The 15,063-nt window shown below is 37.3% G+C and carries 16 protein-coding genes; 11 read left to right on the top strand and 5 right to left on the bottom strand.

The genetic code is table 11. The features are described 5' to 3' along the window. Nucleotides 1–271 precede the first annotated feature (271 nt). Nucleotides 272–463 (top strand): hypothetical protein, encoded by a 192-nt coding sequence (locus SLH51_RS00690; RefSeq protein WP_335958336.1) that lies wholly within the window; start codon nucleotides 272–274, stop codon nucleotides 461–463. A 10-nt stretch (nucleotides 464–473) separates the two neighbouring features. Here SLH51_RS00690 and SLH51_RS00685 read toward each other — a convergent pair whose 3' ends face one another. Further along, nucleotides 474–665 (bottom strand): hypothetical protein, encoded by a 192-nt coding sequence (locus tag SLH51_RS00685; RefSeq protein ID WP_335958334.1) that lies wholly within the window; start codon nucleotides 663–665, stop codon nucleotides 474–476. 378 nt (nucleotides 666–1,043) lie between these two features. Here SLH51_RS00685 and SLH51_RS00680 point away from each other — a divergent pair, with 378 nt between their 5' ends. From SLH51_RS00680 to SLH51_RS00650, 7 genes are all read left to right on the top strand, one after another. After that, entirely contained in the window at nucleotides 1,044–1,460 is a 417-nt protein-coding gene (locus SLH51_RS00680) for a nucleotidyltransferase domain-containing protein (RefSeq protein ID WP_335958333.1), read from the top strand. Between the two features lie 708 nt (nucleotides 1,461–2,168). Next, entirely contained in the window at nucleotides 2,169–2,858 is a 690-nt protein-coding gene (locus SLH51_RS00675) for a response regulator transcription factor (protein WP_335958331.1), read from the top strand. Beyond that, nucleotides 2,855–4,219, top strand: coding sequence for a sensor histidine kinase (locus SLH51_RS00670; protein ID WP_335958329.1), 1,365 nt, complete (start codon nucleotides 2,855–2,857; stop codon nucleotides 4,217–4,219). The genes SLH51_RS00675 and SLH51_RS00670 overlap by 4 nt, the downstream gene beginning before the upstream one ends. Before the next feature lie 100 nt (nucleotides 4,220–4,319). Then, entirely contained in the window at nucleotides 4,320–5,267 is a 948-nt protein-coding gene (locus tag SLH51_RS00665; RefSeq protein WP_335958327.1) for a Gmad2 immunoglobulin-like domain-containing protein, read from the top strand. A gap of 169 nt (nucleotides 5,268–5,436) precedes the next feature. Continuing rightward, on the top strand, nucleotides 5,437–5,547 hold the full coding sequence (locus tag SLH51_RS00660) for a putative holin-like toxin (protein ID WP_335958325.1): 111 nt from the start codon (nucleotides 5,437–5,439) through the stop codon (nucleotides 5,545–5,547). A 997-nt stretch (nucleotides 5,548–6,544) separates the two neighbouring features. After that, nucleotides 6,545–7,327 carry an alpha/beta fold hydrolase gene (locus SLH51_RS00655; protein WP_335958323.1) on the top strand — a complete coding sequence of 261 codons (783 nt, stop codon included), beginning with the start codon at nucleotides 6,545–6,547 and terminating at the stop codon, nucleotides 7,325–7,327. 151 nt (nucleotides 7,328–7,478) lie between these two features. Continuing rightward, a complete protein-coding gene (locus tag SLH51_RS00650) occupies nucleotides 7,479–7,928 on the top strand; it encodes a DUF1569 domain-containing protein (RefSeq protein WP_335958322.1) in 450 nt (149 codons plus the stop codon). A gap of 342 nt (nucleotides 7,929–8,270) precedes the next feature. On the opposite strand, the gene SLH51_RS00645 is transcribed toward SLH51_RS00650, so the two are convergent. Further along, entirely contained in the window at nucleotides 8,271–9,131 is an 861-nt protein-coding gene (locus tag SLH51_RS00645; protein ID WP_335958321.1) for a hypothetical protein, read from the bottom strand. Nucleotides 9,132–10,137: 1,006 nt separating this feature from the next. On the opposite strand from SLH51_RS00645, the gene SLH51_RS00640 reads away from it, so the two are divergent. Next, nucleotides 10,138–10,578 carry an NUDIX domain-containing protein gene (locus SLH51_RS00640; protein ID WP_335958319.1) on the top strand — a complete coding sequence of 147 codons (441 nt, stop codon included), beginning with the start codon at nucleotides 10,138–10,140 and terminating at the stop codon, nucleotides 10,576–10,578. A gap of 94 nt (nucleotides 10,579–10,672) precedes the next feature. On the opposite strand, the gene SLH51_RS00635 is transcribed toward SLH51_RS00640, so the two are convergent. Continuing rightward, nucleotides 10,673–10,876 carry a Fur-regulated basic protein FbpA gene (locus SLH51_RS00635; protein ID WP_335958317.1) on the bottom strand — a complete coding sequence of 68 codons (204 nt, stop codon included), beginning with the start codon at nucleotides 10,874–10,876 and terminating at the stop codon, nucleotides 10,673–10,675. A gap of 489 nt (nucleotides 10,877–11,365) precedes the next feature. Here SLH51_RS00635 and SLH51_RS00630 point away from each other — a divergent pair, with 489 nt between their 5' ends. Together SLH51_RS00630 and SLH51_RS24630 are read left to right on the top strand one after the other, a co-directional pair. Continuing rightward, complete coding sequence (locus SLH51_RS00630; RefSeq protein WP_335958316.1) at nucleotides 11,366–12,130, top strand: carbon-nitrogen hydrolase family protein; 765 nt, start codon at nucleotides 11,366–11,368, stop codon at nucleotides 12,128–12,130. 310 nt (nucleotides 12,131–12,440) lie between these two features. Next, the gene (locus SLH51_RS24630) at nucleotides 12,441–12,674 is read left to right on the top strand and encodes a YczF family membrane protein (protein WP_472779946.1); all 234 of its coding nucleotides are present in this window, start codon (nucleotides 12,441–12,443) and stop codon (nucleotides 12,672–12,674) included. On the opposite strand, the gene SLH51_RS00625 is transcribed toward SLH51_RS24630, so the two are convergent. Continuing rightward, nucleotides 12,671–13,771, bottom strand: coding sequence for a GerAB/ArcD/ProY family transporter (locus SLH51_RS00625; protein ID WP_335958314.1), 1,101 nt, complete (start codon nucleotides 13,769–13,771; stop codon nucleotides 12,671–12,673). The genes SLH51_RS24630 and SLH51_RS00625 overlap by 4 nt on opposite strands. A 67-nt stretch (nucleotides 13,772–13,838) precedes the next feature. Beyond that, nucleotides 13,839–15,041 (bottom strand): Ger(x)C family spore germination protein, encoded by a 1,203-nt coding sequence (locus SLH51_RS00620; RefSeq protein ID WP_335958313.1) that lies wholly within the window; start codon nucleotides 15,039–15,041, stop codon nucleotides 13,839–13,841. Nucleotides 15,042–15,063 lie beyond the last annotated feature (22 nt).

Raw genomic sequence — 15,063 nt, 5'->3', positions numbered from 1 at the left:
AACAGTGCTTCTCTTTATTATTAGGAAGCACAAGAACCGTCCCGTTGCTTTCGCGTTCAAAGTTGTGTTAAAGGAGTTAGCCGCAAGAAGCACGGGGACGGTTCCCACGCTTCTCTCGGTACCCGAACTGTTCGCTGCTTTTTGTAACCTCCTTAATGCCCACTAGGATATTTCATTAAAATTGCTTCATTTAGTTACTTGTCCAAACCTCAATCAGAATCAAAGCATAAATTATAAGTGATTTATACTATTACACAAAAGGAGTGAAAAAATGGACCGCTTAGCTTGGGCATATCAAGGACGGATGGTTGAGGTTCGAGATTGTAATGGAAGGATTTATAGAGGCGTTATTGAAGGGGTTAATCAACGAAGAGGAATGTTTCTTCGCACATCTCCCTTTAGAAGAATATTTATTCCATTCTTTTTAGTCACATCTATTCTGCTTTTATCACGTTTCTTCTAAAAAAGAAAACTCACAAAAACAAATCGAAGTAATTAGGCTGTTTTTCAGGATTGAAGTTCTGATACGCATTCCAAAGAGCGATGCAGCCAATTTGATAGAATTCATCATAATCTTTGTACAGACGTAAGGCGACAAATTGCTTTCTGATGATCGATTGATACAGCGTCAAAACTTCCTCAAACGACTTTTCTTTGCTATTCACATAAACTTCCTTTTAGAAAACGCGTTTTCTCCTGTATTAAGCCGGTACGTTTACTTTAGCGAAGGATTGAAGTTGCGTCACATCGGCAAAACTATGTTTTCTAGTGAGCGTGGAGGGCCGTTTTTGCATTTTTCTCTAGGGGATTTTGGGAAAAACGAGTCGTTTAGAGGTGCAATTCTTAAAGAAGGTAAGTTTTTATGTAGATGGGTAATTGTACAGTAAACTTGTAGTAGATATATATTGATTTAAGGATCTTCGATTTGGAGATCCTTTTTTCGGTGTCTATAACATCTCATAATGTTAACTTAAGATGAATATATACAATGTTTTATAGAATTCCTTTTGTTAAAATGGAATTTAAAGGATGGTGGTTTATAGATGGAAATGTGGGAAGTTGTTCTTAATAAGTTTATTGATGAGTGGAAAAACAGAAGTGATGTAACAGCAGCACTCGTATGCGGAAGTTATATAACCGGTAACCCATCTAAACGATCAGACTTAGACATACATATCATTTTATCTGATGATGTTGACTGGAGAGAAAGAGGTAATAAGATTATTGATGGTCTTCTTATCGAATATTTTGTAAATCCACCAAGGCAAATTCGTAAGTACTTTCAAGATGATTATCGAGATCGTAGGACAATGTCTATGGTCCAGTTTATTACGGGAAAAGTATTATTTGATAAGCATAATGTCATTCAAGAGTTAAAAACAGAAGCACAAGAATGGATAAACAAGAAATATGAAAACACTAATCAAGTATTACTAGAAATCAAAAAATATGGAATTTGAGACACTTGGGATAATTTACAAGATTGTTATGAACAACAGAGGCCAGATTTTCACCTCGTATACTATAATTCGCTTTCTAATTTATTTGATCAGTATTGTACTTATCTAGGATTAGAACTCATTCCTCACTATCAAATCCATTCATATCTAACGGACTCGAAGTATAAGAAAAAATATCTAAAAGAAACTTTCCCAGATACTATATTCAGTAACATGTTTATTGAAGCGTTAGAAGAGAATGTGAAATTAGAACTAATGAAGAGCTATGAGCAATTGACTCAATATGTTTTAAATAAAATGGGTGGCTTTGAAATAGATGGATGGAAAATAAAAAGTCCCGTAGAACCCAGTCTATGAGGAAGCACGGGGACGGTTCTCGTGCTTCCCTTCTGTTAACCTTACACTGTTTACTTGACAGAGGGGGGCCAATTGTGCAAATTCCTGCTAACGAGTCCCTGTCCCTAGATTCATACCTAGTGCAATAGTTCTTTAAAGTGATGGGGGGAAGAAATTTTTATTTGGGTATAAATAAAGGTGAAGAAGCAGAACCGTCCCGTTGCTTTCGTTGCTTTATTTTTTGGTGGTTTTTCTTTTGGGGGATTTCTACCTTCGTTCAAGTGTTAAAGGAGTTAGCCGCAAAACCCGACAAATTTTAAAGAGGTGCCAGGCACCGTTTATGGCATAATTTAAATAAGAGGGGGGAGTTAAATGAAGCATTTTTTACTCGTAGAGGACGAACGAATTTTAGCTAAAAACATTGGCTTTTTTCTTGAGCGAGAAGGATATCAAGTAGATATAGAATATGACGGGGAAGCGGGATGGGCATCGTATACATCAAAAGCATATGACCTAATTTTATTAGATTGGACGTTACCAAAAAAAGACGGGTTAGAGCTTTGTAAACAAATACGGCAAGAATCAACTGTTCCGATCATGATGCTAACGGCCAAAGGCGAAATTGTAGATAAGATCATCGGCTTAGAGCTTGGCGCAGATGATTATCTCGTGAAACCGTTCGATCAACGCGAATTACTCGCTAGAATCCATGCGTTATTAAGAAGAAATGCAGCAACGAGTAATGAACAACGTGTGGAGCAGTGGCTTCAATATGAAGGGCTTAAATTGGATCGTGAAAAGCTCTTGATCATATTGGGGGAACAATCCATTGCTCTTACAGCCAATGAATATAAGTTGCTGGAGATTTTAATGAAGAAACCGGATAACGTCTATTCACGGGAATTTTTATATGAACAGGTTTGGGGTGGTTTACTAGAATATAGTGAACGAACCGTCGATGTTACGATCAGTCGATTACGGAAAAAATTAATGGAGCTTTCAGGGAAGAAATACTTTCATGCCGTAAGAGGGATGGGGTACCGGTTTGGAGGAAAGACATGAAAATCCACTATCAATTATGGCTGATTTTTTCTTGTCTTTTCATTGTGGTCTGTCTTGTCGTATACATGGTTGTAGCAACGACGTATGAACAGCGGTTGCAAATAGGGTATGAACAAATTGCTGTTGCCAAAGGTACACCGGTTCTGGATCAACTAAAAGGTACCTACCCTTATTCACCCAACCGTAGTACTGGTTACCTTCGAACATACAGCGAACGGTTAAAAAGCAGATTGATCCTACTAGACGCTGACAAAAACGTTTATGCAGATAGTTTTGGGCAACTTAAGCCAAGCACAGCAGTCAATCTGACTATATTAGATCAAGATACTAGTCCGGTTTCTTTCTTTTCTAAAACAGACTCCTTCGGCTATGTCCAACATACGTTACTCCCCTTTCGTTCGGCAGGAAATGAGGGTTATTTATTAATGATACAAGAAGCGGACCAACTGTACGATGAATTACAATCGTTTCAAAACTGGATGGTGCAAACGCTTCTTGTTGCTGTAATTGCGTTCTTTTTTATTTCTTATTTTGTCTCAACCTGGTTTTCAAAACCAATCCGACAAATGATTGTTCAATTAAAGAAAATCACACCACAACGACGTACGTTTTCTTTGAAACATCGGCGACGTGATGAAATTAAAGAATTAATTGATGCCACCCAAAATATGGTGGAAGAATTAAACTTGTATGATGAAAGGCAACGACGGTTTTTGAGTACATCCTCACATGAATTAAAAACGCCTTTGGCAACCATGCAGCTGATTCTTGAAAACCTGCCATATGTACGTGAGAAGGAAGAAACCTATCGTGAGTTTGTTTCAGACCTAACATTTCAAGTTCAAAAAATGAAACAAATGGTTGAGCAGTTATTACAAATGAATCGCCTAGCGGATACTCCACTTGAAAAAGAACAACTGGATGCTTTAGACATCCAGCAGCATCTAACGCATTCCTTTCAACATCTGGCTGATGACAAACAACTTACTTTCGAGTTTGACGTAGAGCCGATTTCTGTATATGTCGATCAAGCCTTGTTTCTACGTGGACTTGATAACATCGTTTCGAATGCGATTCGCTATTCTCACCAAAATCAATCTGTGAAAATTAGCATCAAACGTGAGAAGGACGAAACGAAGATCAGTGTATGCGACCAAGGAATGGGAATTTCACCAGAAGATCTTCCCCACATTTTTGAACCGTTTTACCGTTCAAATGATGCAACAGCCTGGAATCAAGAAGGAAGCGGATTAGGCTTAACTATTGTCAAGCAAATGGTTGAGATGCACTGGGGGCGGATAGACATTGATACAGTTGAAAAGGAAGGAACCTGCGTCCATTTGTTTTTTCGAAATACGTAAGTAACAAAAATGTTACATTTCTTACATTCAAGTGATACAAAAGGTGACTATTGTAGAAGAAAGGGAAGATCTATTTAAACTATACAAGGAGGAGTTCATAATGAAAAAAATGGTGACGCTTATGATGATGAGCCTGTTGAGTTGTCTCGTTCTCTTAAGCGCTTGTAGTAACAATAGTACAGATTCTGAGGCACCAGTTGAACCGGATGAAGAGGAGCAGAATGAAAAAACGGAAGAGGTCGATGAGCAAGCTGTTGATGAAACGAATTTATCGCCAACCCCTGAGGCCAAAGAGGTTGAAACACATCAAGTCGTACTCTACTTCTCTGATAATGACTTAATGGAGACATATCGAATCGAAAAGGAGATTGATGTAAGAACGGGGGATCATCTAGCCAAGTCAGCGCTTGAAGCTTGGATCAACGGACCTGAACATGAACAATTAGTAGGGTTAATTGATTCAGACGTGATCATCGAATATGTGGAAGACGTTGATGGGATGGCTCAGGTAAGTTTTTCAAAAGAAATTCAGGAAAGCAATCTAGGTTCAACAGGGGAATTAATGTTTGCTGAACAAATTGCGATGATCATGGAGCAATTTGGATTTGAGCGGACACAAATTTTAGTAGAGGGGAGAGAGGTCGAAACACTGCTTGGGCACCTTTATATTGGTGAGCCGATCGAAGCAAACGATCCTGAGAGCTACCAATGGGTGGATGAAAAAGATTCACAGGAGATCGTCTTGCAAAACGTAGCGTTCCGAATTTATGAGCCGACCCCAAATACTGAAGTGAAAGACCGTATCGTTGTGCGAGGATTAGCCCGCGTATATGAAGGCACTTTACTCTATGAATTTGAAGATGGACATTACATTTTAGATGAAGGATTTACAACAGCTAGTGAAGGGGCTCCTGGATGGGGGGAATTTGAAATCATCATTGAACTTGATGACGAGTCTGATTACTCAGGTAGAGTGATCCTCTTTGAAGAAAGTGCGAAAGACGGATCAAGAATTAATGAATTGAAAATCCCTGTCCACGTTAAATAGCAACGGGAAGCACGGGAGGAAGCACGGGGACGGTTCTCGTGCTTCCTCTTTTACAGTTTAAATTAATTAAATATTAATAGATTTTAGTAAAATGATTTGCTAGACTTATCTATACAACTACATAAGCTGATGGGCGGTTGGCACTCCCTTTGAAGGGGGGTGTTAAAATATGGTGACATATGAAGCAATAAATACGCTATTTCAATTTGGTATATTGATCGTTACAATGTTTATCGCAATTGTAGCGATCATCGCGTTAGTCACCAACAAAAAGAAGTAACCGCCCGTCACTCCGACCAAGAGTAGGTGGTTACTTCTTTCCAGTATAAACTTAAAATTGGTCAGCCGCTCTTCATGCGGCATGTAGTTGTTCTGACCGAGTGTTAGCTGCACTTGGTCTTTTTTATTCGTTAACTGTTTATGATTATATTATACATTACTAGGAATTATTTTTCATTATTATTTATTTTATCTTTCCGAATTTTTGTATTCCCGATCCCCACTCAGCAGAGACCCGTTAATGAAAGTGAGAAGGATGAGAAGCACGGGGACGGTTCTTACGCTTCCTCTAGAATAAGAGAGCTACTTCATACAATAGGTTGCGAGTCAAAGCTTGATTTTAATAAAGTTAAAAACATTGACCCAGCTCCTCTTACGATAATATGTTACATAAGAGGTGTTAACAGCTCTTCTCTATATTGTTAGGGAAGCACAAGAACCGTCCCGTTGCTTCCCTTTTCACTTTCTCTTTCTTGCCTTTACCCTTACCAGGTGTAGCATCCTCATTTACTCCTTTGGTAAACGTCCAAATATCGGAGACTGTTCTACCTGTAAATTGATCTTCGGCAACAACATACCAAGAGTACGTCGTATTTTCGGCAAGGTCGAGCCAATCAACTTCGGCATGACGTTCGCTCTTGACACCTTCAACATTTCCAATCTCTGTTTCGGTGTAAATGTTGACTGCAAAGTAATCTGTTGCGACTCGTTTTTCTTTTACGGATAAGTCAACGTCAATCGTAAACTCATCTTTTCCAGGATATTCACTTGGATCATAGTAATTATAATCGTCTAAATAAGGTGAGCTTTCCTGAAACAGGGATAGCGCTCGATTTTCATTTAAGGGCCAGATTGTTGAATGACAGCAGGAAATTTATTGATGGTGGAGAAATTAATGTTTATGGTATTTAATGTATGTATCGGCAGTATATTTATTAACATGTTGTTGGATGTAGCGGAGTAAGATTCATACATTTTTCGAGAAAAAGGAGATATATATGAAAACAACCCAGTCAAAGGACGGTACAACTTTAGCGTACGATGTCTACGGTAATGGTCCAGCTCTTATTTACATAACGGGAGCGAGCTGCCACCGCTCATTTAAGCCGATAGTGCAAGATGCCAAAATATTTGCCACTGAATTCACTGTTTACAATTACGATCGACGTGGACGCGGCAATAGCGAAAACACACTGCCTTATACAATGGAACGTGAAATAGAGGATATCGAAGCCATGATTGATTCAGCAGGCGGCACGGCGTATTTGTATGGCCATTCTTCGGGTGCCGTATTAGCACTTGAGGCTGCACTTCAACTTGGCAGCAAAGTGCAAAAAGTAATTATGTATGATGCTCCATATGTACGTGACGAGGAAAAAAAGGTCGAATACAATCAATTAAGCCAAAAAATAAACAAACTTCTCGATAAAGGGAAAAATGCAGAAGCAATGAGCACCTTTTTGAAAGGTATTGGGATGCCAAAAGTATTTGTTTTGCTATTGCCTCTATTGCCCGGCTGGAGAACTATGAAAGCACTAGCTCCAACCCTTGCTTATGATATTGCTCTAACTCAGGACATGCCTCCTGTTGAACGAGCTACTCGAGTTTCCGTACCAACACAAATCATCGTTGGCGAGAAAAGTCCATCCTCAATGCATGATGTCGGCCGCCAACTAGCGAAGGCAATTCCAAACGCAAAGTTTGTACAACTTGCAGGCAAAGACCACATGGTTAACGGAAAAACCCTTCTGCCTCTGCTTTCGGGCTTTTTCAAAAAATAATGCCCTCTTTCGTAAGATTCTTTTGAATTTTGAATCATCTAGTCCCGGCAATAAAACCTTCTAGTTTACTTTTTAGGATCTAATACTTAATTTAAGGGAATGATTGCATTCTTTCTTGATGTAAAGGAAATTTGTAAAGAGAGGTGTACAATTGAAAAATATTTTTAATCCATTGTATTCAGAGGAAATTTTAAACCGTATTGACAAATTAAATTCAAATGCAAAACAGCAATGGGGTAAAATGAGTGTTGCCCAAATGCTAGCACATTGCTCATCTTTTCAAGATATTGCAATGGGAAAATCCTTTCCTGCGAGAGATTGGTTAGGGAGATTAATAGGAGGCTTTGTGAAACCAATCTTTTATAACGACAAGCCATTAGCCCAAAATATGTCTACAATTCCAACCATTTTGATAGTAGAAGAAAAAGAATTTGAAACAGAAAAGAAAAAATTGAAACAAAAAATTATAACCTTCCAAAATAATGGTCCAGAGAAGTGTACGATCCATCCACATCCTTTTTTCGGTAAACTTACTACCGAACAATGGGGAAAAGGAATTTACAAGCACCTTGATCATCATTTAAAACAGTTTGGAGTTTAGTTAGTCTTTAGAAGTTTAAATAAGATTGAACGTGACAGGAATTGAAAATCAATACACCTGAAATAACAAATAATGATATTCCACAATCGGGCGCTTTAATGGAGGAAAGCCCAAAGGAATAATCAACCTTTTTTATAAAAGAATAAATTCAATTGAAAATAATAAGTGCGTGTTTTGATCAATCTTTTTTCAAAACACGCTATTACTATTTGTTCGTTTATCAAGGTTATTAGCATCATTTTAATCAAACTTTATAAACCTACATTATTTATAACATTCATGCCCAAAAAAATAAAAGTGATGCCGATATCTTCAGCAGCACTTTTTAATGGCAGTTTGTTTCTATACATTTTGCGATATACTAGTTTTTATATTTCTATCTTTTAATACTGTATAAATAACTATAGCTAAAATACCGATTGAAATGACGAAAAAGATAACAGTACCGATCATGATATATGACATTTCAAAAATTGTCCGTCCAAGCATGGTTTGTAAGGCAATTAATATTATAAAAAAAGACCAAGATAGACCACTCAAATGGATCATGCGCATCCCTATAAAACGACTCTGTTTTTCCAATAACCAAGCGATTAAAGGAACTAATTGCAAACCATGAAACCCTAAACCGTGAAGCCAGATAATATTGCCACTTTCTCCTATAAATCTACTTTGTATTGTAATAATCCATATTCCTGCTGCAAAAGCCAGCATCGTTGAAAACATACCATATCGAACCCCTAAAATCACTCTTGAACGTTCTGTTTTCATACTATCCTTGCGAAAAAATTGCATTGCCAAAATAACATAAAATACAATCATTGCTATGGAGACTAATCCAAATAGTAAACCAAATATTCCATCTAAAGGACTTCCTACTTGAGTGAATCTTGGGTCGATCCCTCTAAAGTGTTGTATTGTTTCGATTCCATAACTATAAAGTGCAGTGATAATATAGAAGCATCGAAAGATCATCTTTGCTTTATGTGAAAAATTTGCAAATGAGACGATGATAGCTGTGGTGAGCAAAAAAATCCCTAAAGCAATATTAAATGAAACGGCTTTGGCTAAATCACCTTCCAATCCAACCTGAGCCCCAAATAAAAGAATGTAACTCTGACATAATCCTCCTAAAACCAATCCTAAAAACCCCGTGAGAGTAAGTGCCTTTTCTTTTTTCAAAAGGTCTGTTAATTCCTTCATTTAGAAGCTCCCTTCATTCATTACGTTTGCCGATAGGACCAATATGGTTAAACATCTCTAACTTAATTAATAATATGCTATCCAAAGACTAGAATTCTCTTCTAAAGGAGGGAGCTGCGAATGGGAAATTAATCCACAAATATATATATTCGATATTTAATAAATCTATTCCTTCTTTTAGGCTTGGTGACAGGGTTCTTGTCATAGACCGCAAAGTAATGCGTAGGCCGGATTAAGTTGCATTCCATAATATTATTAATCTTCAACGAAAGGGCGCTTTTCTGAAATTAGGAAAGCATCTTTCTTCATGAAAAGGGCAATATAATTGAACAACACCTTTATAGAATGGGACATTATTTTAATATAATAAAAAGGTTGATCCGAGATACATAAAGAAGGGATTTCGTTTCTTCTTAATGAACCATCTGGTTTTTAATCACAATGGGGTAACTAAATTGACATTCCATCTTCGCAAAAATGTAATTTTTATTGTATTGCTGTTCAATCGTTTTTTATCTTTTTGAGATAAGCAAACTCATCTGGGCCCTTTTTTATAAGTTCAAGTTCAATTGCTTTCGAAAATCATTCTTCCGATTCGGTTTCCGCCTCCTCTTGTACTATCAGTATACCCTTTGTCTTTTAGAGAATTAAGGGGAAGCACGGGGACGGTTCTCGTGCTTCCTAATAAATTGTCACTCTTTTTCATATCACAGAGTAGAGATTATTAAAGAAATTTAAAATTGATATTTGTTATTAAAGTAACAGGTAGTAGTGAAGGAATATCTTTTATCTCCTAAGAATTAGCTGTAAAATAAAAAGTGAACTGGAAAATTGCAGCTAGGGTTCCGCTATCTAGGTAGGTCAGTGACCGAGGGCTGCATCTTTTACCGTGTGTAAAAGGCACCTATTGACATAAAAGGTCCGAGGGGAAAGGTTCAACGTATTTGTTATGCGTTGAATTCTTTCCCCTCGGACCCTTTTTTATTATTTTAAGGAGGTTTATAGTATGAAAAGAATCAATGATTTAAAAGCTGGGGTGGCAGTTATTATTTTAAATGAGGAAAAACAAATTTTGTTGCAGAAAAGGTCAGATGTAGGGTTATGGGGTATTCCTTCAGGACATATAGAGATAGGGGAAACAGTTTCTGAAGCCGCTATCAGAGAGGTGAAAGAGGAAACTAATTTAGATATAAGAATTAAAAAGCTCATTGGTGTGTACTCTGACCCTAACTCACAGGTGTTTGCTTATCCAAATGGTAAAGTAGTGCATTTTATAACAACTTGTTTCCTTGCTGAAATTACTGGTGGAGATCTACGATGTAATTCTTCTGAGTCATTAGAAATTAAATTTTTTGAACCACAAAACCTACCGCAAGACTTATTGAAAATGCATCCTCTATGGTTAAAGGATGCACTCGCTAATAGAGAATTGGCGTTCATTCGTTAGTGAAGTTTTTGGAAGCACGGGGACGGTTCTCATGCTTCTCCAAGAACTGATCCCCTCATCGGGTTCCAAAGGATAAGGGGACAAGCACCTTGTCCTAAGTTGAAGTGATTTTGGGACAATAAACCTGTCCCTCCGTACCTGATGATTTTCTCTTTTTTATGGACGTGTAAATTTGTTCAATATCTGTAAGGGTTAGTTCAAATAAGTGTTTGTCTTCACTTTTGTAGATCCCTAGGTTAATAAGCTTTTTAATCAGTTTCTCTTTACGAGCTTCTACTTGTTTTCGCAATTCTCCCATTGCTATCATCTCCTTAACTAATCGAACAGCTTCCAATTCAATTCTGTATGCTCGGTTTCTTTTTCTCTTTGTGACGTAAAAACAAGTATCACCCGTATTATAGACAACAATTGGAAATCCAAAACTGATTTTTTATATGTTACAGAATTTTACATATTGAGAATGGAAACGGGCGTAATTTTCTAGAGATTTTTGATCATTTTTCTTTATTTCCTTAATAAAATGTTTACAATTGGAGGTGTGGGATTGCCAGATGCATCGTTAAAAGAGGTTTTGGGGGACAAGTTCCTGTCCCTATGCTTGGCACTACTATTGGGCTTCTATTCTAATGTTTAAGACCCCTATGATAATTAACAATGATGTATAAATAAATACATTAAGGTTGCATATACGGTTAAGTTTATACTGTGGCAAATCACACCAAGGTAAAAAAACATAGTAATATTATCTTAATGGGAGAAATTTTAGATGCCCAATAGGAGGAGTTTGGTGAGGAAAATAAGAATTGCTTTATTGCATTTATTACCTATTGCTGGTGATATTAAATATAATCAAAATCTTATAGAAAAGGCAGTAAAACAAGCATCAGAAAAAAATGTGGATTGGGTTATAACTCCAGAATTAGCTACTAGCGGATTACAGTTTACTCATATCATTGGAACGGATTGGATTAAACAACAACCTGATAAATGGATGACTCATTTTTATAACATTGTTGGGTCGCTAAAAACAACTGTATTTATTGGTTGTGCAGATAAATCAAAACAGGATAATAAACTATACAATTCAGTTTTCGTGATAAATGAGAAAGGTGAATTAATAGGAAAACAAAAAAAGATTGCAAGGGTAGATAATTGGTCTGCATCAGGTGAGGTGATTGAACCAATAGATTTGGGGTATATAAAAGTTGGTGTATTGATATGTGCAGATTCCTATACAAAAAATATTGCGGATACACTGTTGACTAAAGGGGCAGAAATCCTAGTTGCTCCTTCATCTTGGGGGCCAGGTTTGCACGGACCAAATGGTGAGTGGGAGCACAGGTCCATCGATACTGGATTGCCTATATTTGTGTGTAATCGTACTGGGGAAGATACAACTGTTTCTTTTTGGGAAGCAGAAAGCTTGGTTATTAAGAATGGTAAACGACTTCTCTCACATAAATCTGCACAATCGGCAATTTTAATGTTTGATTGGAATTTGGACGATATGAATTTAATTTCTTCTAATTTTGAAATTATTTATGTTGATTGATTTTGGAAGCACTGGAAGCACGGGGACGGTTCTCGTGCTTCCTCTAGAGAACAAGAGAATTACTGAGAATTACTACGTATAGTGGAGACAGGCTAAAGCACGGTTTTCATAAAGTTATAAAGGTTATAACTGTCAGCCTTTCGGTAGTTGTTGCGTGGAGAGGTGTTTACTGCACTTCTCCTTATCCTTAGGAAGCACGAGAACCGTCCCGTTGCTTCCAACTATTGCTTCATCCAAATAAAAATCAAATTAAAGAATATTTAAATAGGGAAACTGCAACCATAGAAGTGTAACCACCTAGAGGAGATGAGTGAGTTTGAAAATATTGACAATTTTTCTAATTTTGCTTTTGCTAGTTCATTTAGTTGACTTTTCTTTTCAATTATTGATTGGTCGAAATATTTATCCTACCATCGAATCTTTTGTCCATCAGTATAAGATGATGGATACCGTCGTGTACCTTTTATTAATAAGTTTATTGTTTCTTCTTTTCAAAACGATTCTTTATCCTGTTTATAAAAAAATAAGCACAAAAAAAGCTTAGCTTCTTTTCATACGCTTTCGAATCAACGCGATGAACAATAATAAACCTGGAATAATAACTGAAATTGAGGGATGAACATAAAGAGGAAGCATATCACTTCCAATTTCAACGTGCTCCGCAAAATTCCCGGCCACCGTTAAGGATGCTAACAAGATGACTATCCCAATAGGAATAACAAGTGATTTGTAATCCTTCACATAAAAAAGATCCGCAGTACCGATAACAGCTGCTAAAAAGAAAATCCCCATCTTAAACAAATCCCCAATAATAAGGGTTAAAAGAACAATCGGATCCAAACGGTCAATAAATTTCATCAGGCTCACTCTTCCAATTGTGTCAAACAAAGCAAAATTGGAACGAGTAAATACATCAGCACCAAGAACTAGTATATTTAACATAATGGTGAAGCTTAGAACGACCGTACTAAAAAGGACAGCTGATAAACCTGTCTTCATTACTGAGCGTGGTTTATTTAAATAAGGTAAAAGTAAAGTAATGGCCAACAATTCTCCCCAAGGAACTACAAATAAACTTGGAAACGAAGTGGAAAACAGCCCCCAAAGACCATTTTCTAAAATAGGAAATAAATTCTCAGTCTCTACCTTACCCGACATTAAAACGGAAATAACCCCTAAAAAACCTAACACAATAATAAGAATAAAAGAAAGCTCTGCCATTCTTCCTAGAACTTCAACGCCATGTTTCAATACTAACATCATTGTTAGTATCATTAAGAAATGTATGAAAAATAAGGGTGTGCTCGTAAACATTGATGCACTAATTAAATCTCCATAATCCCTGAGAACCCTTGCAGAACCATGAAGAAAATAAAGGATGAAAACGAGCCCCAACAAACCCCCAATCCATCTCCCGACTATTTTTTGGGAATATGAAATTAACGAAAGCGTAGGAAATAGTTTATAGAGAGAGCCATAAATAAAAAAAATAACGGTTCCTCCCACTGAGCCACCCATGAAGATCGCAAGCCAAGCATCCCGTCCCGCCTCAGCTCCATAGCTAACGACAAGAGCTGTACCGAATGCAAATAAAACAATTAAGCAAAACAGTTGCCATGCGTTAATTCTTTCTTTCTTCACTTGAATTAACATCCCTTTCATTTCACAGTATTAGTAACGTTCGATCTCTCATGTCTAATGAAGCTCATTACTGTATCTCAAGTGGTTTATTGCGTAAACCAGATTGACGAATAAATATTTGAGCTTCCACATTCACTTTTGCGTTACTAAAATGATTGTCCCAATCCTTCTCCCAATATCCCCACTGTTCTGGATCCTGCTGAAATACAGCTGCTCCCAAACCCAAAACATCACTCTGATGCTTCTGTACTTCAGAGATAGCATCTTCTGCCTCTTTCTTAACTACTTTCATAACCTTTTCTTGAATCAAATCAATTTCATTCGAATCTGTTAAATTAATAAAACACTCCGTTTCGCCTATGTTTGCATCAGCCAATATCTTAACAGTAAATTCTGGTTGATCCTTATTTAATAGAGGAATAACCTGAGACTTTGACCGTATGATTTCTACATTAATACTCTCTTCTTTCTCTTCACACTCCACATTTACAATCGTACTTTCCACCTTGCCTAGCACCCATAATAACCCCCTTGCAGAATATTCCTGTAGCCAACCCTTCAGCTTATCACCTTGAAAAACGGCAATATTATCGGCAACAATAACAGCTTTGGGCTCGACTTGTTGAATATTAGTAGTACTATCCTCAGGGGGTTCTCCAATCACTTTCACTCCTCCGATAAAGGGATCTTTCCCTGCTGTCCCAACAGCCTTAATGACTTCATCAATATCAACTCTAGCTGTAAAAGCCCCTCTTTTTACACTCATTTCACTTATTTCAAGCAAGCTTTCAGACGGTTTCATTTCAATCGGAGTCAGAGTGCTTAAAACAGTCTTTGCCGCAATTCCATTGGTAATGATTACAGTAGTGAGAGGGCGTAATTCGTGATCTCTTTCAAATACGTCTAAAAATCCTTTTACACCTTCCTTAGCTACTTCGTCACTGAATACAATCAATTGCATATGAGGGAAATACAGGTGACCTGGTGTCTTTTGAGCGGCTCTGCGCACTGCTTCAAACATCGTTTTTCCTTTTTGAGTAATAATGGTAATAGGGGCCTGGTCTCCCCCTCCTCCTCCAATGGTTGGAGTCACTTGACGCGGGATGAGAATTTGAAACGTAAAAAGATACATATCTTCTTCAGTGGCTGTATCAACTCCAACACTAGTAACTAAAGCAATGTTATCTAATTCCTTTTGATCCCAGCACCCTGAAAGTATGATTACTGCCATACATAGAATGGACATTCCCTTTGACCAACTAGATTTCATATCATCAACTCATTTACACGAA

Source organism: Halalkalibacter kiskunsagensis (assembly GCF_037027555.1).
Classification (GTDB): Bacteria; Bacillota; Bacilli; order Bacillales; family Bacillaceae_D; genus Halalkalibacter; species Halalkalibacter kiskunsagensis.
This window is presented reverse-complemented; position numbering and strand designations above follow the sequence as displayed.

What these genes read in the sequence shown, in the direction of transcription:
- SLH51_RS00675 (WP_335958331.1), top strand. Translation starts at nt 2,169, where the DNA reads ATGAAGCATTTTTTACTCGTAGAGGACGAACGAATTTTAGCTAAAAAC.
- SLH51_RS00635 (WP_335958317.1), bottom strand. Translation starts at nt 10,876, where the DNA reads ATGGGAGAATTGCGAAAACAAGTAGAAGCTCGTAAAGAGAAACTGATT.
- SLH51_RS00655 (WP_335958323.1), top strand. Translation starts at nt 6,545, where the DNA reads ATGAAAACAACCCAGTCAAAGGACGGTACAACTTTAGCGTACGATGTC.
- SLH51_RS00665 (WP_335958327.1), top strand. Translation starts at nt 4,320, where the DNA reads ATGAAAAAAATGGTGACGCTTATGATGATGAGCCTGTTGAGTTGTCTC.
- SLH51_RS00670 (WP_335958329.1), top strand. Translation starts at nt 2,855, where the DNA reads ATGAAAATCCACTATCAATTATGGCTGATTTTTTCTTGTCTTTTCATT.
- SLH51_RS00690 (WP_335958336.1), top strand. Translation starts at nt 272, where the DNA reads ATGGACCGCTTAGCTTGGGCATATCAAGGACGGATGGTTGAGGTTCGA.
- SLH51_RS00645 (WP_335958321.1), bottom strand. Translation starts at nt 9,131, where the DNA reads ATGAAGGAATTAACAGACCTTTTGAAAAAAGAAAAGGCACTTACTCTC.
- SLH51_RS00680 (WP_335958333.1), top strand. Translation starts at nt 1,044, where the DNA reads ATGGAAATGTGGGAAGTTGTTCTTAATAAGTTTATTGATGAGTGGAAA.
- SLH51_RS00620 (WP_335958313.1), bottom strand. Translation starts at nt 15,041, where the DNA reads ATGAAATCTAGTTGGTCAAAGGGAATGTCCATTCTATGTATGGCAGTA.
- SLH51_RS00640 (WP_335958319.1), top strand. Translation starts at nt 10,138, where the DNA reads ATGAAAAGAATCAATGATTTAAAAGCTGGGGTGGCAGTTATTATTTTA.
- SLH51_RS00660 (WP_335958325.1), top strand. Translation starts at nt 5,437, where the DNA reads ATGGTGACATATGAAGCAATAAATACGCTATTTCAATTTGGTATATTG.